This is a genomic window from Spirosoma agri (genome assembly GCF_010747415.1).
Classification (GTDB): domain Bacteria; phylum Bacteroidota; class Bacteroidia; order Cytophagales; family Spirosomataceae; genus Spirosoma; species Spirosoma agri.
The window spans coordinates 78,579-102,719 of record NZ_JAAGNZ010000004.1 but is presented as its reverse complement, the minus strand read 5'-3'; the positions used below and the strand labels follow the sequence as shown (position 1 = coordinate 102,719).

The 24,141-nt window shown below is 52.2% G+C and carries 15 protein-coding genes; 11 read left to right on the top strand and 4 right to left on the bottom strand.

All coding sequences use genetic code 11. The features are described from left to right. Positions 1 to 168: 168 nt before the first annotated feature. Positions 169 to 783 carry an NAD(P)H:quinone oxidoreductase gene (wrbA, locus tag GK091_RS25990; protein WP_164043662.1) on the top strand — a complete coding sequence of 205 codons (615 nt, stop codon included), beginning with the start codon at positions 169 to 171 and terminating at the stop codon, positions 781 to 783. Between the two features lie 260 nt (positions 784 to 1,043). Here wrbA and GK091_RS25985 read toward each other — a convergent pair whose 3' ends face one another. Then, on the bottom strand, positions 1,044 to 1,517 hold the full coding sequence (locus tag GK091_RS25985; RefSeq protein WP_164043661.1) for an energy transducer TonB: 474 nt from the start codon (positions 1,515 to 1,517) through the stop codon (positions 1,044 to 1,046). Positions 1,518 to 1,865: 348 nt separating this feature from the next. Here GK091_RS25985 and GK091_RS25980 point away from each other — a divergent pair, with 348 nt between their 5' ends. From GK091_RS25980 to GK091_RS25935, 10 genes are all read left to right on the top strand, one after another. After that, positions 1,866 to 2,567 (top strand): RNA polymerase sigma-70 factor, encoded by a 702-nt coding sequence (locus GK091_RS25980; protein ID WP_164043660.1) that lies wholly within the window; start codon positions 1,866 to 1,868, stop codon positions 2,565 to 2,567. Then, entirely contained in the window at positions 2,564 to 3,562 is a 999-nt protein-coding gene (locus GK091_RS25975) for a FecR family protein (protein ID WP_164043659.1), read from the top strand. The genes GK091_RS25980 and GK091_RS25975 overlap by 4 nt, the downstream gene beginning before the upstream one ends. A 29-nt stretch (positions 3,563 to 3,591) precedes the next feature. Then, complete coding sequence (locus tag GK091_RS25970; protein WP_246202426.1) at positions 3,592 to 7,020, top strand: SusC/RagA family TonB-linked outer membrane protein; 3,429 nt, start codon at positions 3,592 to 3,594, stop codon at positions 7,018 to 7,020. A gap of 15 nt (positions 7,021 to 7,035) precedes the next feature. Next, complete coding sequence (locus tag GK091_RS25965) at positions 7,036 to 8,505, top strand: RagB/SusD family nutrient uptake outer membrane protein (protein WP_164043658.1); 1,470 nt, start codon at positions 7,036 to 7,038, stop codon at positions 8,503 to 8,505. Between the two features lie 193 nt (positions 8,506 to 8,698). Next, a complete protein-coding gene (locus tag GK091_RS25960) occupies positions 8,699 to 10,405 on the top strand; it encodes an FAD-dependent oxidoreductase (protein ID WP_246202425.1) in 1,707 nt (568 codons plus the stop codon). A gap of 147 nt (positions 10,406 to 10,552) precedes the next feature. Then, positions 10,553 to 10,993 carry a hypothetical protein gene (locus GK091_RS25955; protein ID WP_164043657.1) on the top strand — a complete coding sequence of 147 codons (441 nt, stop codon included), beginning with the start codon at positions 10,553 to 10,555 and terminating at the stop codon, positions 10,991 to 10,993. A 586-nt stretch (positions 10,994 to 11,579) separates the two neighbouring features. Then, on the top strand, positions 11,580 to 12,152 hold the full coding sequence (locus tag GK091_RS25950) for a hypothetical protein (RefSeq protein WP_246202424.1): 573 nt from the start codon (positions 11,580 to 11,582) through the stop codon (positions 12,150 to 12,152). Between the two features lie 444 nt (positions 12,153 to 12,596). Further along, complete coding sequence (locus GK091_RS25945) at positions 12,597 to 14,483, top strand: serine hydrolase domain-containing protein (RefSeq protein WP_164043655.1); 1,887 nt, start codon at positions 12,597 to 12,599, stop codon at positions 14,481 to 14,483. A 276-nt stretch (positions 14,484 to 14,759) separates the two neighbouring features. Next, positions 14,760 to 16,400, top strand: coding sequence for a Na+/H+ antiporter (locus tag GK091_RS25940; RefSeq protein ID WP_164043654.1), 1,641 nt, complete (start codon positions 14,760 to 14,762; stop codon positions 16,398 to 16,400). A 445-nt stretch (positions 16,401 to 16,845) separates the two neighbouring features. Beyond that, positions 16,846 to 19,590, top strand: coding sequence for a PQQ-dependent sugar dehydrogenase (locus GK091_RS25935; protein WP_164043653.1), 2,745 nt, complete (start codon positions 16,846 to 16,848; stop codon positions 19,588 to 19,590). Between the two features lie 81 nt (positions 19,591 to 19,671). Here the strand turns inward: GK091_RS25935 and GK091_RS25930 are convergent, their stop codons facing one another. Genes GK091_RS25930 through GK091_RS25920 form a run of 3 tightly spaced genes read right to left on the bottom strand, consistent with a single transcriptional unit; the run spans position 19,672 to position 23,525 of the window. Further along, positions 19,672 to 21,897, bottom strand: coding sequence for a xanthine dehydrogenase family protein molybdopterin-binding subunit (locus tag GK091_RS25930; RefSeq protein ID WP_164043652.1), 2,226 nt, complete (start codon positions 21,895 to 21,897; stop codon positions 19,672 to 19,674). Positions 21,898 to 21,912: 15 nt separating this feature from the next. Beyond that, positions 21,913 to 22,902: an FAD binding domain-containing protein gene (locus tag GK091_RS25925; RefSeq protein ID WP_164043651.1), complete on the bottom strand. Its 990-nt coding sequence runs from the start codon at positions 22,900 to 22,902 to the stop codon at positions 21,913 to 21,915. Continuing rightward, entirely contained in the window at positions 22,899 to 23,525 is a 627-nt protein-coding gene (locus tag GK091_RS25920; protein WP_164043650.1) for a (2Fe-2S)-binding protein, read from the bottom strand. The genes GK091_RS25925 and GK091_RS25920 overlap by 4 nt, the downstream gene beginning before the upstream one ends. Positions 23,526 to 24,141: the final 616 nt, after the last annotated feature.

The following is a 24,141-nucleotide window of genomic DNA, read 5'->3' as shown; positions in this document are numbered from 1 at the left end:
TGGTCTGTTGTCGTGGCCTCACTAAATAGGACAGGTGTGGATAAATAATACAACTAATCAATGTAGCTACATTGATTAGTTGTATCTTTGTTTGCTGACTCAAGTAGAGTAATCAGCGCTTACTCCCACGTTTTTTTTCTTTTCATTTTTAACACATTCGTTCATTTTATGAAAACGCTTGTCTTATTTTATTCTACGTACGGCCACGTCTGGAAACTGGCTGAAGCCATAGCCGAAGGAGCCCGCGAAATTGCTGGTAACGAAGTTGTCGTTAAGCGCGTCCCCGAAACACTACCCAGGGAAGTACTCGATAAAATAGGGGCAACCAGTGCTCAGCAGGCTTTCGACCACATCCCGGTTGTAACCCCCGCCGAGCTGGTTGATTATGATGCCATCATCTTTGGCACGCCAACCCGCTATGGTAACCTCTGCGGCCAGATGCAGACCTTCATGGACAGTACTGGAAGTTTGTGGTCGACAGGGGCGCTGGTAGGCAAGGTTGGTGGAGCATTCGTCAGTACTGCAACTCAGCACGGTGGTCAGGAAGAAACATTGCGGGCCTTCCACACCGAGCTGTTGCACCACGGCTTTGTCATTGTAGGGCTACCTTACGCCTGGCAGGGTCAAATGGGCCACACGGAAGTAACTGGTGGCACTCCTTACGGAGCAAGTACGGTGGCAGGTGGCCAGGGCGAACGCCAGCCAAGCGCCAACGAACTGGAAGGCGCTCGCTTTCAGGGTAAGCACACCGCCGAAATTGCCCGTAAGTTAGCCGCTAAGTAACTGCTGTTCAGCTCAAACACAACACTCGATAAGCGGGTGTTGTGTTTGATAGTTTGTTTCGCTGCTTAGCCAATTGACCCCTGCTATCAGCTACCTTTTGGTCTTAGCGGTCAATACAGACTGCGTTGAAATGTGCAGCCTCATCGACCAGTCCCTGATCACGTAACAGGGTTAGTAGCGTCCATTTGCAATATTCGTAGTCTTCACCGTGCTCGATCACATGGTCATACTCGCAGAACTCTCCACAGTCGGGTGAACGGTTACTTTGAGCTGGTTAGGTCAAAAGGAACTACCAGATTGAATTTAACAGAAACAGGCCGGTTAGCTTGTCGGCCTGGCACCCAAGTCGGCATGGTCTGGACCAAGCGTAAAGCTTCCTCATCAAGCCCATAGCCGTAACCTTTCAGAATGGTCACGTCCTCCAGATGACCTTCTTTGGTCACAATAAACGAGACAAACACCCTACCGTCAACCTTTGCTTTACGAGCTGCTTCCGGGTACCGTACATTCGTTCGTAGATAGCTACTTAGTTGAGCATTACCGCCAGGAAAGCTGGGCGGCACTTCTACGACTGTAAAAATCGGCTCGTTGGAAATTGTCTGACTTGTTGGCTGAGCCGTTTTGGTGACCACACTAAGTTGGCTACAGGCCGTCATAAATTCAATCAGGAGCATGAAAATCGGCAGGATTCGTCCGCAGTCGTTGGCTAATCCGTTTTTTCGCTGCTGTGTCATATGCGCTGGTCGTTGAACGTGAAGAGGTTTAATGTTTGTCGAACCTTAGTCGGAATTAGGGTCGATTAGGTGATCAATTCAGGCCGAAACAATTAAAATAACGCTATCCTCGACTCCACGACGTACTAGTTCCGATCGCCCAATTGCCTTTAGGCTGGCACACTAAACTGTTTGTGTGTAGAAAACCGGAAAAGCGACGGAAGGCGCTGACTCCTAGCCTCACTTGCCTAGGTCGAATGGCGAAAATTTCGGTAATAATGGAATAATAAAAATAAATCTTTGAATTGACTAAGGGATAAAGCCGGTTTTGTAGACTTAATAGTATATGAGACTTGGCTACTCCGCTTGATGTCCGAGAATATACCGAACAAACCCACCACAGCGAATCCATTTGGTAAGCCAGCTAGCGATCCGATTGTGGTTGATACCGAGTTTCTGATTCGGGAGGCTTTTGCCGAAGACGTCCGGATGGGCTACGAATTACTGTTTCGACGGTATTATCGAACGTTATGTAGTCATGCGGTGCGGTTTGTCCATTCCCGAACCATTGCCGAAGACCTGGTTAGTGAGGTGTTTCTCAGTTTCTGGAAAAATCAGGTACATCAACACATTACAACCTCCTATCAGGCTTATTTATATGCCGCCGTGCGCAAAAGGGCGTATACCCATTTGCGGCAGGAATTTCAGCCGGAAACGCTAACGGACCAGACAGAAGCCGACGCTTCGGATGCGGCCGTCTCCCTGGACCCCGAGCAACTGCTTCAGTACACCGAACTCGCTCAACGCATCGAAGAAACCGTTCGAACCTTACCGCCCCAGTGCCAGCGCGTGTTTGTGATGAGTCGGTTCGAAGGGAAAAAACATCGTGAAATTGCCGATGAATTACATATTTCTCCGAAAACAATTGAAGCCCATCTAAGCCGGGCGCTGACCCAACTCCGTCAAACGCTCCAACTGGGTCTGTTTGCCTGGCTACTCCTGCTTTTTGCTACGTCACTATCCAACCTGCCGATTGCCGCTGCCTTGGAAAAAATGTCTGTTGACTTATGAATCAGGCCATTACGAAAGAACTACTAGCTGAGCATTTCGCTGGCCGATCGACAGCCTTGCAACGAACAATGATCGCTGAATGGTTGCAGCAACCCGCTAGCCAGGAGCAGTACGTGGTCTGGCTCGATGAGTGGGAACGCCATCACCTCCAGTACCTGGCCGACGATGACAGGGCTTTTCATCGGCTGATGAGTCGAATTGATAGCCTAGAACAACAACCGACGTCGACAATAACCGTTCAGGTCCGTGTTCGTCCGTTACCCGTCAGTACCCGCTGGCTGGTGGCCGCTGCGGTTGTTTTCTGTCTGTCGTTGGGCCTGTATGCCGGTCGGGGATTAGTACTTTACCGAACGGTCGAAACGGCTTTCGGCGAAACGCGTCGGCTAACTCTGTCCGATGGATCACGGGTAACGTTGAACGCCCACTCGACGCTTCGCATACCGCGTTTCGGCTTTGGTACTAAAACGAGAACGGTGTGGTTGACGGGGGAAGCAGCTTTTTCGATTAGTCATACACCGACTCACCAACGATTCATCGTCAATACGAACCGGGGAGTTGATGTCGTAGTACTGGGTACCGAATTCAACGTGTATGATCGCCCGGCGGGAACCAAGGTGGTGTTGAGCAAAGGGGCAATCCAGTTGACTTATACCCGTCCGGCCAAGCCCGTTTACCAGCTCCGATTAAAGCCCGGTGATGTTGTAAATGTAGATCCGTCCGGTCAACTGACCCAGAACCATACGGATGAACCGGATGTCAGTACGGCCTGGCGCGACCACCGATTCGTTTTCAACCGCACCAGCGTTCGCGAAATCACCGATCTTCTGCGGGATACGTATAATCTGCGTGTCGAGCTAAAAAGTCAGGAACTAGCCAGCCGCACGATTACCGGCTCTTTCCAGGCCGATAATGCGGACGAGTTTCTTCGGGTAGTAACTGGCCTGCTGGAAATCAATTACAAGCAACACGATAATACCGTTACTTTTTTCGACTAATAGTCTTTCCCTTTCCCCGATTTTACGTCATGCGTTTCTATTTTTACCCCGCTGCGTTGCCAATTCTGCTTGTTGGTGCGTTAGTAAGCGGTTGGCATCCCGCTACTGGCCAGATAGTTGCCATGGCCCGGCAACAACCCCGAACCCCGTCAGCTTCGTCCGCTGTGGGCACCCGCCGGCTGGCTGATGTGCTGAACGACCTGAAAGCGCGTTACCAAACGGATATTCTGTTTGAAGACCGCACAATTGCCAATCTGACCGTACCCGCCGACGTGCTGGCTGGTAGCACAACGCTGGAAAAGTCACTCGGTCGGTTGTTGAAACCATTCAATTTACGTTACAAACAAGTGAAACCGGGTACGTGGGTTGTACTCACCCGCAAAGCAACGGTCACTACGGATGCCAACTTCCCGGCTTCTGGTTCCGTTCGCCAGGAAGTAGTTAATGGTGAGTTGTTAAATCCGATGATGGTTCAGCCCGTGGCGGCTTTGGTCAATGCGGCTTCTGAAGATATTCCGGTTTCGGGCACCGTTCGGGCAACCGATAATGGGGAAACACTACCGGGTGTAAGTGTAGTTGTGAAAGGCACGAACCGGGGTACAACCACTGATGCCAGTGGTCGGTATCAGCTGAGTTTACCCGAGCCGGCAGCGGGTCCGGCCTCAGTAACATTGGTCTTTTCGTTCGTTGGATACCTGACCCAGGAAGTCGCGGTTGGAAATCGACCTGTGATCGACGTTCAGTTATCGCCTGACGACCAGACGCTTAGTGAAGTGGTAGTGGTTGGATACGGTACCCAAAAGAAAACCGATGTGACCGGCTCAGTGGCCTCCGTTAAATCGAAAGAATTAAATGCATTGCCGCAAACCACCGTTACCCAGGCGTTGCAGGGTCGGGCGGCTGGGGTGCAGGTTACTCAGAACTCGGGCCAGCCGGGCGGAACCGTTACGGTCCGAATTCGGGGGAGTAATTCGATTGTGGGCGGAAACAATCCGCTGTACGTGGTCGATGGGTTTGCTCTGGCGGGTACACCGTCTGCGCTCAACCCCGCCGATATTGAGTCGATCGATGTGCTGAAAGATGCCTCGGCTACGGCTATCTACGGGTCGCGGGGGGCCAACGGCGTTATTATCGTAACCACGCGCCGGGGAAAATCGGGTAAGGGGCAGATCGATATTGATAGCTACTACGCTGTTCAGCAACCCATCAAGGAAATTCCCTTGCTCAACGCCCGTGAGTTTGCCGAGCTTGCCAACGAGCGGGCTAGCAACGATGGGTTAGCCCCTTATTTTACGACCGACCAAATCAACAACTTCGGCACCGGGACCAATTGGCAGCGAGAGCTACTCCGCAAGGCTCCGATGCAAAACCATGTGCTGACGTTTTCAGGCGGTAACGACAAGTTACAGTATTCGGCATCAGCCAATTATCTGCGCCAGCAGGGTATTGTCCAGACATCGGATTACTGGAAAGCGGGGGCTCGGGCAAACATCAACCATAAGGTCAATGACCGGCTGAGTCTGGCTTATTCGCTGGTGGTGAGCCGCACGAACCGTAACCTAGTCAGTGGCGAAAATTCGAGCCGGGGAGAGGGCGTCACATCGGCGGTGCTGGTGGCCCCACCGACCGTTGCGCCCCTCGATGCCAACGGAAATTACAGTAACGTTGTGCCGTATACCTTCAGTCCGAACGTCCTGCGTAACCCATTGGCGCTGGCGAGGGAAGTCGATAACCAGACGCAGCGCGATTATACACTGGCTAATATGGCGTTGAATTATCAGGTACTATCGGGCCTGGTATTCCGAACATCCATTGGTATTGAGAGTGACAAAACGAAAGGAAACCTATACTCGTCCCGCCGGCTAACCGACCTGACTCCCACGGGCTCGGCTCAACAGTCCTATGCTGACCAGTTGAATGTCCTGAACGAGAACACGTTAACGTACACTAAAACGCTGGCCGAGCGGCACAACCTGACGGCCCTGGGCGGATTCACCTATCAGAAACAAACCAATCAGGGCTTCAACGCGTCGGCAACGGGTTTTGCCAACGACAACCTGAAATACTATTCGCTTCAGGCGGGGAGTGCACCCGGTATCCCAACCTCGTCCTATAGCGACTGGGCGCTGCTGTCGTACCTGGGCCGACTCAATTATTCATTTGCTGACAAATACCTGCTGACGGCCAGTTTGCGGGCCGATGGGTCGTCCCGGTTTGGGGAGAATAACAAATGGGGCTATTTCCCGTCAGCGGCCCTTGGCTGGCGACTGATCGAGGAGCCATTCCTCAAAAATGCGCGCTGGTTATCGGACTTAAAACTACGCGGCTCCTGGGGGCAAACGGGTAACACGGGCCTGTCACCCTACCAAACGCTCAATCAGTTGAGTGCCTACCAGACTATTTTTGGCAATGACCTCACGATTGGGTACGCACCTGGCACGGTCCTGTCAAACCCCGATTTGAAGTGGGAAACCACAACCCAATCGAACGTTGGTCTGGACGCGGGTTTTCTGCAAAACCGGCTTCAGGTGACTCTGGACGTTTACGTCAAGAAAACGACTGATCTGCTGGCAACCGTGCCCTTGCCACCCGGTTCGGGTTATAACCAAACCACCCGGAACATCGGCAGCATTCGAAACGCGGGGGTCGAAGTATCGGTGTCGGCGAATGTGCTGCGGGGACCGGTTCGCTGGGATGTGTCAGCCAATGCGTCGGCCAACCGCAACCGGGTGCTGGAACTCTCGAATGGTAGTGATGTATTTGGTACTACGCTGGCTAATCCACTTGGTGTTCCGGTCAATCTGGTGCGGGTAGGGCAGCCGGTGGGGGTGTTCTACGGATTTAAAGAGGCCGGGCTGGACGAGAAAGGGGCCATTAAGTTTGTAGACCTCAATGGTGACGGTATCATTAACGACAACGACCGAACTATAATTGGCAACCCAAATCCGAAGTTCACCTACGGTTTTAATTCAACCGTTTCGTGGAAAAATTTCGACCTTACTGTCTTTCTCCAGGGCGTTCAGGGTGCTGATATCTTTAACTTCAATACGGCCAGTTACGCCAACAGTTTCAATTTTGGCGAAAACCAGTTAAAGGATTTATACGCCAATCACTGGACGGCTGCTGCCCCCGATCCAAAAGCCAAATACCCAAAAATCAGCGTGAATACCCGGTTCCGGGCTTCGGACCGTTATGTAGAAAACGGGTCGTATCTCCGGCTTAAAAATGTTCAGCTGGCCTATAATCTGCCGGCGGCCAAGTTGGGACTAAGCTGGTTACGGTCAGCGCAGATCTACCTGAGCGCGCAGAACCTGCTAACCCTGACCAGCTACTCGTGGTATGATCCGGAAGTGAGTACGCAGGGGGGCTTGCAGGGAGGTGATGTTACGCTAGGTATTGATCAGAACAGTTATCCTAACACTAAACTTACAACCCTCGGTGTTCGCATCGGTTTATAGACCCGTCTTTTAGCCATGAAACGTTTACTCTCAATTATAACCGGTCTGAGTCTGCTGGCACTACCCGGCTGCCAGAACGTATTGACGGAGGTCCCACGGGCCAATCTGTCGCAAGCTAATTTTTACCAGTCGCGGGCCGACCTCGTAGCGGGGTTGAATGCCGTTTACACGATCATGCGGAATGGCAATTATTATGGCACGAACTATCCGGCTCAGTTGGAAGGTCTAACAGACTATGCTATCTCGCGGGGTACGCAAACGCCGGTCAGCGAATACCAGGGCCTCGACGGGACCAATATTGCCCGCACTAACGCCATTTGGGGTCAGACCTATCAGGCAATTAATTCGGCCAACATTATCCTGAAAGCGGCACCGGGTATAGCCATGGCCGATGCTGACCGTAACCCACTGCTTGGTGAAGCCCGGTTTTTGCGTGCGCTCAACTACTACAATCTCGTTCGCAACTATGCCGCAGTGCCGATTCATACTGAGCCAACCGAAAACCTGAGCCAGTTGGGTGGCCAGCGCCAGCCAGTTACGGAGGTGTACAAAGTCATCATCGCCGATTTACTGGAAGCGGAGAAAACGCTGCCCGCGACCACCAGAGAAATTGGGCGACCAACGGTATGGGCGGCCAAAACGTTGCTGGCCGACGTGTACCTGACGAACGAACGCTGGACCGATGCCCGCGACAAAGCCGATGAAGTGATTCAGTCGAAAGCGTATTCGCTGGTGGAGGTAAAAGTATCCGACGATTTCGAGAAGTTGTACGGTGCGTCGGTCGTGACGACTACCGAGGAGATTTTCTACCTCAAATACGCGCAGGTAGCGACCCAGGGCTGGAACTACGTTGCTTATTTGTACCCCGCCGATAACCCGAATGCACCGGGTGGCGTTCGGGCCCACTTTAGCAGACCTGACCTGCCGCTCATTAAAAACTGGGATGACAAAGACCTGCGTAAAAACTTCAACCTGTTCAGCACGTATGCCAACCGGTCGGGCGTACAAACCAGTCTGCCTGCTGCCGAGCCACTTGGTTTCCGTAAATACAAAGATCCCAACGCAGTAAATGTCGGTAGTGATTGCCCAATCCTGCGCTACGCCGACGCTTTGTTGATCTACGCTGAAGCGGCTTCGCAGGCGGGTAATGGCCCAACGGCACTGGCGCTCGAACGGCTCAACATGGTTCATCGGCGGGCCTATGGCTATTCATCGACCGCAACCTCGCCCGTCGATCTGGTCGCTACGGGGTTAACGGCGGCCTCTTTCCGGGAGCTGATCCTGACCGAACGCGCCTACGAATTCATGCTGGAGTTCAAACGCTGGCATGACCTCAAGCGGTTAGGGACCGATCGCTTGAAAGCAATCATAAAAGCAGCCAAAGGAAAAGATGTAGCGACGGCTCACCTGCTCTGGCCTATTCCCATTCAGGAAATTGACAACAACCCGGATATTAACCCATCCGATCAGAATCCCGGCTATTAGGACGGGTGTGCTTCGTCCTAATTTTCGTTCATGTTCAGGGGTTTTTCAATGGCCTTGTTTTTAAGCCATTTTTGATAGTTTTTGTCATCCCTCCTGCCGCACTGGCGGACCGGTCGAGACGACAAAAAATACCGCTTGTTGCTTGATCGAACGTTTAAACAGGTTCATTATCTTCTTACTTAATTCCTAGCCAATGACTACTCGTTTTTTTGATTACCCCATTCGGTTGACAATGACCCACCTGCCTAATCAATGGCTACTACGTACTGCATTGATTTTGCTACTGATTGTTCCCGTCACGACGTATGCGGCAAAACCCGTCGCGGTTCGCCGGGCTGACGTGATCATCTATGGAGGTACGTGTGCGGCTGTGACCGCGGCTGTGCAAGTGAAAAAGATGGGCAAGTCGGTACTCGTTGTTTCGCCGGACAAACACCTGGGTGGGCTGTCGGCAGGCGGATTGGGTTTTACGGATACCGGGAACAAAGAGGTTATCGGGGGCCTATCGCGTGAATTTTATCAGCGACTCTATCAGCATTACCAACAGGATTCGTCCTGGAAATGGCAGAAACGGGAAGAGTACGGCAACAAAGGCCAGGGAACACCGGCCATCGACGGTAATTCGCGCACCATGTGGATTTTTGAACCCCACGCGGCCGAAAAAATATTCGAGGACCTGGTAAAAGAAAATGCAATCACCGTTTATCGGAATGAATGGCTTGACCGGTCGGCGAAGGGGGTAACCAAAAAAGCGGGGGCTATCACCTCGTTTCGTACCCTGAGTGGCCAGGTTTATGAGGGAAAAATGTTTATCGACGTTACCTACGAAGGTGACCTGATGGCCGCTGCGGGCGTTAAATACCATGTAGGTCGGGAAGCCAACAGCGTGTACGGCGAAACATGGAATGGGGTGCAGCCTAACGTGTTTCAACACGGACATTATTTCAAAACCAACATAAGCCCCTACAAAACACCGGGTGATCCCAAGAGCGGCTTACTTCCTGAAATTGCGACCAGTGGGCCGGGCGAGAAGGGCGCGGGCGACAACAAAATTCAGGCGTATTGCTTTCGCATGTGCTTTAGTAACAATCCGGACAACCGGGTGCCCTTCCCGAAACCAGCTAACTACGACCCGGCTCGCTACGAACTGCTGGGCCGCGTGTTTGACAGCGGCTGGCGCGAGACGTTTCAAAAGTTTGATCCTATCCCGAACCGCAAAACGGATACCAATAATCACGGCCCATTCAGCTCAGACTACATTGGCAAAAACTACGACTATCCCGATGCTACCTACGAACGTCGCAAAGAAATTATTCGGGACCACCAGTTGTACCAGCAGGGGCTATTGTATTTTATGGCCAATGATCCGCGCGTTCCGGAAGATGTACGAAAAGACATGGCCCAGTGGGGACTGGCGAAAGATGAATTCACGGATAACAACAACTGGCCGCACCAGATTTATGTCCGCGAAGCCCGTCGTATGCGGGGTGTCTTTGTTATGAAAGAAGCCGATGCGCTTGGGCAAACCAACGTACCCGACCCGATCGGTATGGGTTCTTACGCCCTTGATGCGCACAATGCACAGCGGTACGTACGTTCTGATGGGTTTGTACAGAACGAGGGGGATATTGGCGTTCATCCCAAGCAGCCCTATTCCATTGCCTACGGGTCTATTCTGCCAAAGGAAAGCGAATGCAAAAACCTGCTGGTGCCCGTCTGCGTATCCAGTTCGCACATTGCTTACGGATCGATTCGGATGGAACCGGTGTTCATGATTCTAGGTCAGTCAGCGGCTACGGCTGCCGTTCTGTCTATCGATAATAACGTATCTCCGCAACAATTACCCTATGCCAAACTGCGGGATGTTCTACTGAAAGATCGCCAACGATTGACACTGTAAGGTTTTACTCACCGATTGAATTCTCGGGCCCACAAAACGTCCCGCCGGCAGGACGTTTTGTGGGCCTTCTGCTGAAAAATACGGCGGTAGTAATGCAACCCTATTGTCTTTTTCGTGGTCCTAGTGTGGGATGAACTAATTAGTTAAATGATGAAAACTATTGGTTGGAGTATACTGATGGTGGTGGTTTTTAGCGTCACAAGTTGTCATAAAACAGCACCAATCGATCCCACGTCTGATCCCCTAAAAGAACATACTCAGGATTTGCAACAAGCTAGGACGTGGCTACTGGGTAAGTGGAAGCTCGTTAAGGTATCGGCTATGATTCCCAATCCTGCTGTACCCGCGGTGGAACTTAGCATCGATGAGAACCAGATCAGTCTCATACAGGGGGGTATCCAACGTGATAAAGTTGATTATGAGGTTGTAGAGACTACGTATGGTTTACTAATCAAAACTAATGCTCAACCGAGAGAGGACAATTGGTATATTCGTAACCCTGGCCTGTACATCAATGAGAATCGAATGTTCCTTGATTTGGGGGTTGCTACCGATGGGCCTGGCTATGAGTTCGTGAAAGTGAATTAACGCGGGCCAGTCGAGGGTAAGCGGCTTTTGGGGAAAGAGAGCCGTGTTCACTTATGGTTATTTCGGCTAAACCAATGATACCAATAACTAGTACAGGATCAATCGGTATCGCGGTTAGTATGCACCAGCGTTTCGGAGGTAGTTGTTCCCCATTTACGAACCCGCACACGTACCAACGATTTGCTTTTCACTTATAATCGTATTACTAGCTAGGCTGGTGCTAATTACGCTCTATATATTCTTTAGCAAACTGTTGAGCTGTGCTGTGCAATAGCCGATATACCTCTGTAATTGATTCAGTAGATACCAGAACAGTAAAGGAATAAACGACTGCGTTGTCAAAAAAAGAAAAAAATCTTGGTCATATCAGTTCATAAATTTACTTTTATAGTAAATAATAGCCACTAATTCTCCACCTACTTACATGGCCCGCAAACCTGCTAAACGTACAGATGAAGCTCCACTAGATGCCCTACGCACTGTGCTAAACACCCAACTTATTCAGCTCTCCCCAGGCATCAATCAAATTAGCAATCCCCCCCCAGCGGATCAACGCTTGGAATACTACTTTATCCCCATGCAGTTTATGAAACAATATCAGGCCTTCCACCGGCCTGGAAAACCTCTCAAAAATCTCAAACTCATCAATTACGACAAGCCCGCAATCTCCCTCTCCTTTTTCTACAAACATAAATACTCCATCGAGCGCACCGTTACCCACAGCGACGTCGAACAACACATCAGAAACTACCGCGACGAACTTCTCAATCGTTCCCTGATGCAGCAACTTAGCATAGCCCAACTAAAAGAACTACAACGGACCGACGAAATTCTTCGAACCGTGCGTCAACATCCCGACGCATATCAGGCTTGCTTCTCTAACTATGCCCATAACTATTACTACTGGTATTGCACCTATCGATATTTTGATGATCTGGCCGCCATGACCACGACCACCAGCAGTGAACACCTGCTCAAGCACACCGAACGACCCGGCCATGAAGTGCACCAGCGACTCAATATCATCTTCATTGATCCCGATTATATCAGCGAAGCCGTGCCGCATGACCACAAGCTCATTGATCGGGAATTAAAAACCTTTCCCATTCAGCTCAAGCAGGGTACTACTACTTTGTACTTACGCGAATCAGGAACGTAGTTAAGACGTGATTTTATCAAAACCGATAAACAGCGAGGGACGGTCGAAAGGAGCTGATCAAGTCAGTTGCCATGGCTAAAGAGCGTGCATTTCACGTCAATTGCCTAATTCAGAGTAAGTTGTAAGCCTACCCTGAGAGTTGGCTAAACCGTCGTTTCTCTTCTCCGTCAGCAACCCAATAAGTCGTTGAGGACGATTAGCAAAAGTCAAAGAACACCTGCGCGAAGCGTCTTTTAATTACACAGAGGTCATCTACAGTGCGTAACCAGATAGTCTCGCTCCTCCCTTCGCCCCTACCCGATCGATCAGCCTTCATTTAAGCGGCCGATTCAAGCGGGTAGGGCTTTGCTAACTTTAGTAACGTTGATCGCTACGTCCTGGCATACGACCTGGACGAATTCTCTGTATGTTTACATAGAAACGATTGCAATAGACTTTAACGCTATGTCTATTCGACTAACTTCCTTACTAACCAGTCTGCTCCTGTTGACTACGTATGCAATGACCGTTGCCCAACCCTCCGGGCAAACTATCCCCTTCAACAGACTGACCCAGCAGATCGACAGCATACGCAAAGCCCATAAAATACCGGGACTTCAGGTACTGGTGTTTACGAAGGATTCGCTGCTCTACCAGCACAACGCTGGGGTAAGAAACCGGAGGACCAACGCCCCTGTTACAGCCCAAACACTATTTCCAGTAGCGTCTATTACCAAGAGTCTGGTGGCCGTTTCAGCTCTGATGCTGGTTCAGCAGGGTCAACTGGCCCTCACGGATGAACTGAAAAAGAGGGCTCCCGAAATCACATTTAGCAATGTATGGGAAGAAACGGATCCCATTCGGGTAGCCCATCTGCTGGAGCATACGGCGGGTTTTGACGATTGGTCGCCCAAAGCCTACGCCTTTAATGATCCCACCATTCCTCTCGAAAAAGGCTTGACAATTGCGTCGGAATCCCGACGTTCGCGCTGGCGACCCGGTACGTTTATGGCGTATAGCAATGCCGGACCGCCTGTTGTTGCCCGGCTTATTGAAAAGCAAACCGGACAGGAGTTTGAGTCATTCGTGAGACAGCGTATCTTCAGGCCGCTGGGCATGACCAGGGCTACCTTTCATCGCGACGGAGCCGCCCTGACGGACCTGGCAAGCGGTTACGCAGGCGATGACCAGCAGGAAGCTCCCTACTGGCACCTGTTGCTACGACCTACGGGTGGACTCAATGTGTCGGCGTTGGAGTTAATGTCATTCGTACAAATGCTCATGGGCCGGGGTTCCTACCGGGGACAGCAACTCCTCAAACCGGCCTCCGTAGATCGGATGGAAACCCCAACAACAGCCCTGGCCGCCCATACAGGTTCAAAGCAGGGCTATGGACTCAATAATTTCACTACTTCCTTCCGGGGCCACCTCTTCCATGGTCACGATGGGGCGGGAATCGGTTTACGGTCACACTACCTATACCAGTCTGAACTGAATCGGGGAATCATCGTGCTTGTCAACAGCGACGGCCCTGGCTTTGGTAAACTCAAAGATGCCGTTCTGACAGCAGTGATGCAAAATGTCCCTCAACAGCTGCCACCAGCGTACCCCTTATCGGCTGCACAGAAGACGAGTTGGGTGGGGTATTATCACCCGAGCAATTTCCGGCTGGCAATTACGGGCTGGTTTCTGTCCTTAACCGAACTAATGCACATCAAAGAAGAGGCAGGAGAACTGGTTATGCAGGATGGATTGGGTAGCGAACCCATACGACTTCGACCCATCAACCCAGATCGAGTCCTACGGCTGGATAAACGTGGCTACACACCCGAGGTAACGCTGGTGCACAACGACGAGGGCGAACAGGTACTGGTGCGGTCGTTCGGGGGTGGTATAGTTGCCAATACAGCTACGAAAACGTCGATTTTGGGTGCCTGGCTACCCATTGTTCTAGGTCATTTGTCGCTGTTGCTGTTAGTGATCAGTTTTTTGATGGGTGTTGGCTGGCTCATTCGTTCCGCCTGGCTGAAGCCAAAAGGTCGTCGATTGAGTGCACTTCCAGTTCGGGTAGGGCTATTTGTCTACGCACTGTCTTACCTGGTGATGGTACTATGTTTGAACAGTGGTAATGATTCATTAGGGGGCGTTTCACCCCTTTCGATCACAATTTTCGTTGCCTCCCTCCTGGGTCCGCTTGCGGCCCTTGGAGCACTTCTTGGTTTACTTCGTAATTATAGGCAGATTTCAGGCCGTGCGGACCGGCTTTTTCTGAGCCTCGCAGTGTGTTCGGCCCTGCTGGTGGTAGGCTACATGGCTACCTGGGGCCTTGTAGGTATGCGAACCTGGTTATAAGCTTTTTTTGGGACATATTGCTCGTAGTAGGCGTATAGGGAGTTCATTCGGGGATTTATCCGATTGAACAATTGACAGCGCGCGATCGAGTCGCGAGAAGGGACCGGCACTTTGTATAGCTTACCAGCTCGTTTACTCATTTGTGGCCAGACAGATACCGGGTGTGGCCGGTTGGCTAAACAAATCGTAGGCGGCTTGGGCCATAAACAGGGGAAATCTGTTACAACCTAAAGACATCCCACCTGACACCTGGTCACCCTACTCAACTCAGCACGTATGGCAAACTTCCAAACGGTTATCTTTATCCTCTTCATATTGATTGGTTTGTCGGCCATCGCCGATAAAATCAAACTCCCCTACCCAATCTTACTTGTAGGAACGGGACTGGTAATTGGATTCGTCCCCTTCCTGCCTAATCTAGCCCTTGATCCTGACGTAGCGCTGATCATTTTTCTACCCCCTCTGCTCTACGATGCGGCCTCCAAAACCGCCTGGCAGGAGTTCACCCGCTCAATCCGACCCATTACTACCTTAGCTGTTACACTGGTATTTTTCACCACAACGGCGGTCGCGGTGGCAGCCTATTTCGTGATTCCGGGCTTCAGCTGGCCACTGGCCTTCGTGCTCGGAGCCATCGTATCACCCCCGGATGCAGTGGCGGCTAATAGCATCATTAAAGGGCTGGGACTTAATAAACGAGTCATTGCTATTTTGGAGGGAGAAAGCCTGCTCAATGATGCCTCCGCCCTGGTAGCTTACCGCTACGCCGTAGCCGCTGTCATGACGGGTAGTTTTGTGCTTTGGGAGGCTAGCCTGCAATTTTTGGTCCTGGCCGGTGGTGGACTGCTGATCGGAGGCTCGCTGGGTTGGTTGATGACCGTTGCCCTCCGTCGTATGGAAAGCGCAACGATACAAACCAGCCTGACCTTACTAGCTCCGTACCTAGCTTATTTAGCCGCCGAACATGTGCATACCTCGGGCATACTGGCCGTTGTTAGTGCCGGTCTCTTGATAACCCGCCGAGCACCGGAAGTCTTCTCACCCCAGGCCCGTCTGGAATCCCGAGCCGTTTGGGACACGGTTATATTTTTACTCGAAGGGGTCGTCTTCATTTTAATTGGCTTACAGCTCCCAGCCATCGTGGCAGATCTGGGTGGATACACCGCCGGGGAACTGGCGCTGTATAGCGTTGTGGTCAGCGCCGTCACCATTCTGGTTCGAATTCTGTGGGTATTTTTTAGTTCCTACTACCCCCGTTTGCTGGGTTGGTCCGATCAGTCCACCCTTAGCGGATCAGGCACCGGCGATCCGGCAAACCAGGTAGACTGGCGGAACGTGCTGATCGTAGCCTGGACCGGAACCCGGGGCGTCATCTCGCTGGCCACAGCACTGGCGCTCCCCCTGACGCTGGTGAACGGTCAGTCATTTCCCCACCGTACCCTGATTCTGTTTCTGGCCTTCGTGGTCATCCTGACTACGCTGGTACTCCAGGGACTGACCCTACCCTTGCTGATCCAGCTGCTGGGTGTGAAGCCTCAAAACGATCAGGCGCGGGAAGATCGGGCCCTGGAATTTCTCTTGGCCAGTCAATCGCTGAACTACCTGGAAAGTAATTTTCCGATGCCCCTGCCAAATCCATTAAGACAAATCCTGATCCGCCGGTACCAACTGTTAGCCAGCGAACTTGGCGCTACGCTCAATGAAACTAAATCGGGCTCCAACCCATCGGTTGACGAGCGATCGTTGGTAAGCGAGATGCGGGCGGCCGAGCGAGCCCTCAGCGAATACCAGCAGTCGTTACTGGTCGAGCTAGCCAGTAAGGAGCGTTTCAGTGATGAGGTGTTACGAACGGCCGAACGTCGGTTAGACCTGGAAATGGCCCGACTGGACGCTTCGGAACTAGCCGCTGGGGAGTAAGACCCGGTATCAAGGCTGAACTGACAATCATTGCGATAGAACAATACCGCTATACCTTCTGCATCAGAATAGCCTTACGTATGCATCTATTCAGAAAATTATTACCGGCACCGGGCACGCGTCAACGATCCTGAATAGGGCGATTCCACAGTAATTATAACCCCGCATCAACTTCGTCTGATGCGGGGTTATTTATATAGGCGAGACAAACGGCCTTACCTGGTCTGGGAAATGGACTCTTAGCAGATTGCTGTCGAACAAGTCCATGCGTTGTGAATCGAACTGGATCAGGACACAACTCAGTAATGGAACTACAACGCACATTATAGATTATTTTGGTAGACTTACTTACTATATAAGTTAGCTAAAAAGATAAACTTTATCGTTGTTTTTTTATATATTTAACCGATCTGCCTAAACCATCTACCTTAACAAACCCTTACTTATGAATCACCTCTCCGCAACGTTTTTGACCGGTAAAGCAGCGGTCCTTGCTTTACTTTTATGGCTTTGTTTACTCCAGTTCCAACGGGCGGAGGCCCAAAGTTTTCCCAGCAATTTCGCCGGTGTTCAAGTGGCAACCGGCCTGGATCCAGTCGGTATAGATGTAGCCCCCGATGGTCGGGTTTTTCTGGCAGAGAAAAACGGGAAGGTGCGAATCGTTAAAAATGGCGCATTACTAGCCACGCCTTTTGTCACCATTCCTAATGTTGATAACTTCAACGAACGGGGCCTGCTGAAGGTAGTAGTCGATCCTAATTTCAGTACGAACAACTTCATTTACGTTTATTACACCTACAAAGCCGCCGGGAGTTCGGTGAGCAATAACCGGGTAAGCCGCTTTACCGCTGCCGGTGATGTAGCGGTTTCCGGTAGCGAACTGGTACTGATTACGATTGATCCGTTAGGCTCCGTCGGTTATCATAATGGTGGAGGACTGGCCATCAGGGATGGTAAGCTTTTTATCTCGGTGGGCGAGAACACCGTTGCCGAAAACGCACAGTCTCTGACTACGCTAAAAGGTAAAATTCTTCGGATCAATTTAGACGGCAGTATTCCAACTGATAATCCTTTCTACTCTACCGCTTCGGGCGTCAACCGGGCCATCTGGGCGCTGGGCCTTCGCAATCCGTTCCGATTGGCTGCTCAGCCCGGTACCGGCAAGCTGTTTATCAACGATGTCGGCAATTCTACCTGGGAAGAGATTAACGAAGCGATTGCCGGAAAGAATTACGGCTGGCCCGGTATTGAAGGTGTTCGGACGAATCAAGTATCCCCCACCAATTACCAGGATCCCTTCTATGCCTATGACCACAGCCAGGGGTGTTCCATCACGGCCGGCGCGTTTTACAATCCGACCACAGCTAAATTTCCGGCAGCCTATGTGGGCAAGTACTTCTTTGGGGATTACTGCAACGGCTGGCTAAAAGCGATTGATCCGGCCACTAAAGCGGTCACGACGTTTGCCACGGGCATCAACCGGCCCTTGGATGTAGCCATAGCCAATGATGGAACGCTCTATTTTATCGCCCGAGGGGGCATTGCCGGCGGGTCCGACGCGGCTAACACATCAAGCACCAACGGTGTATTGTGGCGCGTGGATTATACCGGAAATGGCGTTCCGGTCATTGCCGTTCAGCCAACCAGTAAGACGGCCTCTGTCGGTCAGTCTGTTACGTTTAACACCGTTGCTTCCGGCAATCCAACGCCCAGTTATCAATGGCAGCGGAACGGCGTTGCCATTTCGGGAGCCACAGCGTCGAGTTACACAGTATCCAGTCCGGCTTTGGCAGACAATGGCGCAAAATTCAGGGTCATGGTGAGTAATTCAGCGGGGAGTGCCACCAGCAGTGAAGCAACCCTGACAGTGATCACGAACCAATTGCCAGTCGCCACGATCAGCACACCAGCATCAGGGGCACAGTATGCGGGCGGGGATATCATTACGTTTTCCGGCACGGGTACCGACGGCGAAGACGGCACGTTACCGGCCAGTGCCTTTACCTGGAAAGTGGATCTGTACCATTTCGATAACCCCGCTCATGCGCATCCCGCGATGGAACCCGTCAGCGGTATCACCAGCGGCAGCTTTACTGTACCCACTCAGATGGAAACGTCGGCCAACGTCCTGTTCCGGCTATTTCTGACGGTAACGGACTCAAAGGGGGCCACCACGACGGTGTCCAGGGATATTGTTCCCATTGCCTCGACGATTACGCTGGCGACCAACCCTGCCGGATTAGCCCTTAAACTGGATGGCAGTACCGTTACCGGGCCCTCCTCCTTCACGGGCGTCAGCCGTATTGTCAGGAGTCTGGAAGCGGTATCGCCACAAACGGTAGGGGGCATTACCTACACGTTCGCGTCCTGGTCAAACGGAGGAGCCCGTCTTCAGAGCCTGTCTACACCGGGTACCAATACAACCCTGACGGCTACGTTTGCGCCGTCGACGGGCAGCACCGGCATCGTGGCGGGGGGGGTTTATGAACTCGAACCGCAACACGCGTTGAGTAAAAGGCTGGATGTGCGTGCGCTGAGTACAGCGGATCAGGCAATCGTGGAGTTATATCAAAGCAACAGTGGAGCCAATCAGCGATGGAAGTTCATTGACATAGGCAATGGGCTGTATGAACTCGAACCACAACACGCTCCCGGCAAACGACTGGATGTAGCGGGGCGCAGTGCGGGTGATAACATAAAAGTGCAAACGTATTCCAGTAACGGCGGTAGTAATCAGCGCTGGAAATTGATCGATCTGGGTGGGAATATTTATGGGTTAGAACCGCAGTGCGCCATCGGTAATCGCCTTGACATTGGTCTGGTAGATGGGGTTACCAGAGCGGTAAGCAAACTGGCGAATGCGAACAGCAGCCAGCGGTGGAAGCTGATTACGACCTCGGCCACGCGTGTAGGAGCAATTACCGAAATGGCCGAATCTGAATCGTTCATCCTGACGCCCAATCCGTTTACGACCGAGACGACAATCAACTTTCAGCTACCGGCAAAACACCAGCAGGCAACGATCCAACTGCATAACCTTCAGGGTCAGTTGGTGCGCCTGATTGATGTATCGACCAATACCGAGGGCTACGTCCACGTGAGTCGCAAGGGGCTGGCCGCTGGTGTCTATGTCTCTAGCCTGGAGGTCGATGGCACCCTGATCGCCAAGAAGCGGGTGGTCGTAAACTAACTAAACCGGAAGAAACCGCTTCACGGTAAAACAGCATGGCCCAGAACCTGATCGATTCTGGGCCATGTCTGCTCAATGATTTTATACCAGCAGTTTGTCCGGAGTGATGGGCAGGTCGCGGTGACGTTTACCAGTAGCGTGGTAGATGGCATTGGCAATGGCGGAGACGCTGCCGACAATACCCATCTCACCGATGCCTTTCACACCCGCCGGATTGACCGACTCATCTTCTTCAGCGATAAAAATGTTGTCCAGCTCACCAATATCAGCGTTGACGGGCATGTGATATTCGGCCAGATTGGGATTCATGATCCGGCCCGTGCGGGGATCGCGAAGGGTATCCTCGTGCAGGGCCATGCTCACGCCCCAGATCATACCCCCCAGCAGTTGGCTACGAGCCGTCTTTTCATTGACGATCTTACCGGCCGACACCACTGATAACAGGCGCGATACCCGCACTTCACCCAGGGCTTCGTCTACCCGCACTTCGGCGAATATTGTCCCGAAACCATACATCGAATACTTGTTTTTCTCGGCGCCCGCTTTAGATTCCTGCATCTCTTGCAGTGGCTTGCCGCCGTTGCGTTTCAGCAGGCTACTCAGCGATTCACCCTTGCGCGCATCCGACTTCCGGTAGAGCCTCCCCTTCTCGATCATAATCTCTGACTCCGGGGTAGCGTAAAGAGGTGACTTCGTATCATTCAGGGCCATCTTTTTGGCTTTCGTCAAGACCTCTTTGGCCACTTGAACTACCGCCGAACCGGTTGTAACGGTCGTTCGTGAGCCACCCGACCCGACGGCTTCGGGATAACGAGTGTCGCCCGCGGCCAGCGTAACCAAATCGGGCGAAATGTCAAAAACTTCAGCGACCAACTGGGTGAGGATTGTAAACGTTCCCGTCCCCAGATCCTGCGTCGCCGTTTCGACCCGTACGGTCCCATCCGCGTTGAGCTGTACTTTCGCCGACGACTCGCCCCGATTGACCGGATAAACGGTCGTCGCCATACCCATACCAATCAGGTGGTTACCATCGCGCATGGATCGAGGTTCAGCGTTGCGCTTCGACCAGCCAAACTGCTCGGCTCCCCGGTCGTAACAGGCCCGCAACGATTTGCTCGTATACGGCAAATTCCGGTGCGGGTCCGTTTCGGCGTAGTTTTTCAGCCGAAGGGCCAGTGGGTCCATCTTCAGTTGCGCGGCCAGTTCGTCGATACCGCATTCCAGCGCAAAAACTCCCGGTGCTTCGCCCGGTGCCCGCATGGGTGACGTCAGGCCGATGTTGGCCCGAATGACCTTGTGCGTCGTCTCCTGATTGGGAACAGCATAGAGCATACGGCTGATCACTCCGGCAGGTTCGGCAAAGTCATCGAAGTCGCCCGTCTGGGCAATGGTGTAGTGCCCCATTGCGGTAAACTGTCCGTCGGCTTTAGCGCCCAGTGAAAACCGCTGCACCGTAGCCGAACGCGACCCCACCATGCCATACATGTGCTCGCGTTTGAGCACCAGCTTAACGGGCCGCTTGATGAACTTAGCCGCCAGTGGCCCCAGCATGTTTTGCGAAAAAACGGTGCCTTTACTACCAAAACCTCCGCCGATGTACTGGCAAATAACCCGCACGTTTTCTTTAGGGATGCCGAACAACTCAGCGACCCGCTTCTGCGTCGATGAAACCGCTTGGGTGGCCGTATACATGGTGAGTTTGTCTCCTTCCCAGTACGACACCAGCGCGTGCGGTTCGAGAGCGTTATGGGTTTGAGTGGGTGTCCGGTAGGTTTCCTCAAACCGAACCGTTGCCTCGCCCATACCCGCCTTCATGTCCCCCCGTTGCGTATCGACCTGATCGTCCGCACGGGGCAGACGTTCGGGTTTAACGGCTTTGTCCATATTGGCGGGCAATTCCGGTTTGAGCGTCTCGACATCATAGCGTATTCGCACCCGTTCAGCCCCTTCGGTGGCAGCTTCAAATGTTTCGGCCAAAACTACAGCGATCGGCTGATTATTATAATGCACCTGGTTGTCCTGAAACACGTGCAACACGCGATCGGTAGCTTGGGCCGAGTTTTTGTTCTTCTCCGTCCCTCCTATTTTAGGTACGTTCTCGTGCGACATTACGCCCACCACACCGGGTACGTTCAGCGTCGCACTCGTGTCGATCTGCTGAATGCGTCCGTGTGCAATGGTACTCATGACCAGCACGCCATGAACCAGGTCGGGTCGTTTGATATCGGCAGAGTAGCGGGCCGTACCGGTCACTTTCTCCCGTCCATCGATTCGGTCGATTGGGTCACCAATTAATTTCTTTGCCATAACAGGGGAAGGCGATTACAGAACCGTCTGCAAGGAGCGAACGATGGTATTTTCGGCCAGCTTAATCTTAAATGCGTTGTCTTTTTGTGGTTTTGCTTCCGCCAGCAGTTGCCGGGCTACCTCCCGGAAGGTCGCTTCAGTAGCGGGCTGCCCGACGGCCTGTTTTTCGACGGCTGGCATTCGCCAGGGTTTGTGCGCCACTCCGCCCAATGCGATCTGAATATCCCGGATCGTACCGTTTTCAACGGCCATTCGGGTCGCTACCGATACCAGAGCAAAAGCATAGGACGCCCGATCACGCACTTTCTGGTAGTGCGATTTACCGGCCATGCGAGGAGTCGGCAGATCAATACCAACGATCAGTTCGTTGGTTTCCAGCACGTTGTCGCGTTGGGGTGTATTGCCCGGCAGCCGATGAAAGTCAATCAGGGGAACCGATCGGTTGCCGTTCGGCCCCTGAATCTGCACAATCGCGTCAAGCGCACTCAACGCTACATTCATATCACTTGGATTCGTAGCGATGCAACTGGAAGAGGCCCCAAGAATGGCATGAATCCGGTTGAAACCACCAATAGCGCCACAGCCACTTGGCCCTTCGCTGGATTGCGGATTCCGTTTGTTACAGGGCGTACTGGTATCGTAAAAATAGTAGCAGCGAGTCCGTTGCATCAGGTTCCCCCCCATCGTCGCCATATTACGCAACTGGGGTGAAGCACCGGCTAATAGCGCCTGTGCCAACAGCGGAAACTGGTCGGTTATCAGTTTATTGACCGCAACATCGCTATTTCGGGCTAGAGCGCCGATTCGCACGCCTGTAGCCGTTTTTGCTACCGTATCGAGTGGTAGCCGACTTATATCGACCAGCGTATCGGGACTTTCGATCCCGTATTTCATCAGATCGACCAGATTCGTTCCGCCCGCGATGAACCGGGTGGTGGAAGCGGCACTTTTCAGTTTTAGCGCGTCGGCAGGCTGATCAGCCTGTACCAGATCAAAGTTTTTCATACGCGTTTTCCTCCTTTCTGTACCGATTCGACCGCAGCGACAATACCGGCGTAGGCCCCACAGCGACAAATGTTGCCGCTCATCCACTCTTTGATTTCCGCCCGCGAATCAGCGTGCCCCTCGCGAATAGCAGCCACACCCGACATCAGCTGACCGGATGTGCAGAAGCCACACTGAAAGCCGTCGTGTTCCAGAAAGGCCGTTTGCAGAGGGTGCAACTCTGTTTTCCCCGGTGCTAATCCTTCAACAGTGGTGATGTCTCGCCCCTGTTGCATCACGGCCAATAGTAAACAGGCATTCGCCGTTCGTCCGTCGATATGTACCGTACAGGCACCACACTGTCCATGATCGCATCCTTTTTTTGAGCCTGTCAGATCCAGACGTTCGCGTAAGACATCCAGCAGTGTTTCGCGGGGTTCAACGTCGAGCTTATAGGTCTTACGATTAATTTTCAGCGTCAGGGATCGCTTACCTGCTGGTGGCAATCCCGTTGGTTGGTCAACGGCAGCAGCCGTCGAAAAGCGCAGGGGCGGCAGGGCAAACAGACCAGCCAGGGCGGAGGACTGTTTTAAAAACCAGCGTCGGCCCGCTCCGTCAATGAGATATGTTTTTTGATTCGTCATAGGTTATTGAGCTACTCGGGAGCATGATTCTGGTACAAAGTACGAGAGAACCCACCGGGAGTATGTGACCTCACCTGCATAACCCCTAGGTTACTGGAACTGTTTTGGTCGCCTATCTAATAGGTATACTACCAATCAGAATTGACCGTGATCACAAAAAAATCAGCTTGTTTTTCTCTGGTTGAAGTGATCAAAGGGGTTACTTGATGCCAAGACAACCCAGCCAATAAATCACCCGCAAGCCCTGCTTCTCTGCCGAAGAATGGGCTTCTGATTCGAGATTTTGGCGAGTAGGATCACAAACGTTCAGGACAGGCTATGATACCTGCCAATGTCGTAGCGGGAACTGCATGGTACTACCTTACTTTAGTTGAACGTGGCGAAAGCGAATGTTACTCTGTTGTTCTTGCTTCTTCAGTAAACCACGAATAGTAATTTACAAAGCTGGCTACGTCAGATATTATCCAGTAGCGATCGATAGGCTGCACTAGTAGATTGGCTTGTTTTCGCTACTGGTAGTGGGAAACTTTCCGAATGGTCGATCCTAAACAGGGGACAAAAAAAGTCGACTAGTTTTGTAGCCGACTCTAAAAACGCGCTGGACTTTGCAAACCTA

Excerpts from the sequence above, each read along its gene's own strand:
- wrbA (WP_164043662.1), top strand. The coding sequence starts at position 169 with ATGAAAACGCTTGTCTTATTTTATTCTACGTACGGCCACGTCTGGAAA.
- GK091_RS25985 (WP_164043661.1), bottom strand. The coding sequence starts at position 1,517 with ATGACACAGCAGCGAAAAAACGGATTAGCCAACGACTGCGGACGAATC.
- GK091_RS25980 (WP_164043660.1), top strand. The coding sequence starts at position 1,866 with ATGTCCGAGAATATACCGAACAAACCCACCACAGCGAATCCATTTGGT.
- GK091_RS25975 (WP_164043659.1), top strand. The coding sequence starts at position 2,564 with ATGAATCAGGCCATTACGAAAGAACTACTAGCTGAGCATTTCGCTGGC.
- GK091_RS25970 (WP_246202426.1), top strand. The coding sequence starts at position 3,592 with ATGCGTTTCTATTTTTACCCCGCTGCGTTGCCAATTCTGCTTGTTGGT.
- GK091_RS25965 (WP_164043658.1), top strand. The coding sequence starts at position 7,036 with ATGAAACGTTTACTCTCAATTATAACCGGTCTGAGTCTGCTGGCACTA.
- GK091_RS25960 (WP_246202425.1), top strand. The coding sequence starts at position 8,699 with ATGACTACTCGTTTTTTTGATTACCCCATTCGGTTGACAATGACCCAC.
- GK091_RS25955 (WP_164043657.1), top strand. The coding sequence starts at position 10,553 with ATGATGAAAACTATTGGTTGGAGTATACTGATGGTGGTGGTTTTTAGC.
- GK091_RS25950 (WP_246202424.1), top strand. The coding sequence starts at position 11,580 with ATGAAACAATATCAGGCCTTCCACCGGCCTGGAAAACCTCTCAAAAAT.
- GK091_RS25945 (WP_164043655.1), top strand. The coding sequence starts at position 12,597 with ATGTCTATTCGACTAACTTCCTTACTAACCAGTCTGCTCCTGTTGACT.
- GK091_RS25940 (WP_164043654.1), top strand. The coding sequence starts at position 14,760 with ATGGCAAACTTCCAAACGGTTATCTTTATCCTCTTCATATTGATTGGT.
- GK091_RS25935 (WP_164043653.1), top strand. The coding sequence starts at position 16,846 with ATGAATCACCTCTCCGCAACGTTTTTGACCGGTAAAGCAGCGGTCCTT.
- GK091_RS25930 (WP_164043652.1), bottom strand. The coding sequence starts at position 21,897 with ATGGCAAAGAAATTAATTGGTGACCCAATCGACCGAATCGATGGACGG.
- GK091_RS25925 (WP_164043651.1), bottom strand. The coding sequence starts at position 22,902 with ATGAAAAACTTTGATCTGGTACAGGCTGATCAGCCTGCCGACGCGCTA.
- GK091_RS25920 (WP_164043650.1), bottom strand. The coding sequence starts at position 23,525 with ATGACGAATCAAAAAACATATCTCATTGACGGAGCGGGCCGACGCTGG.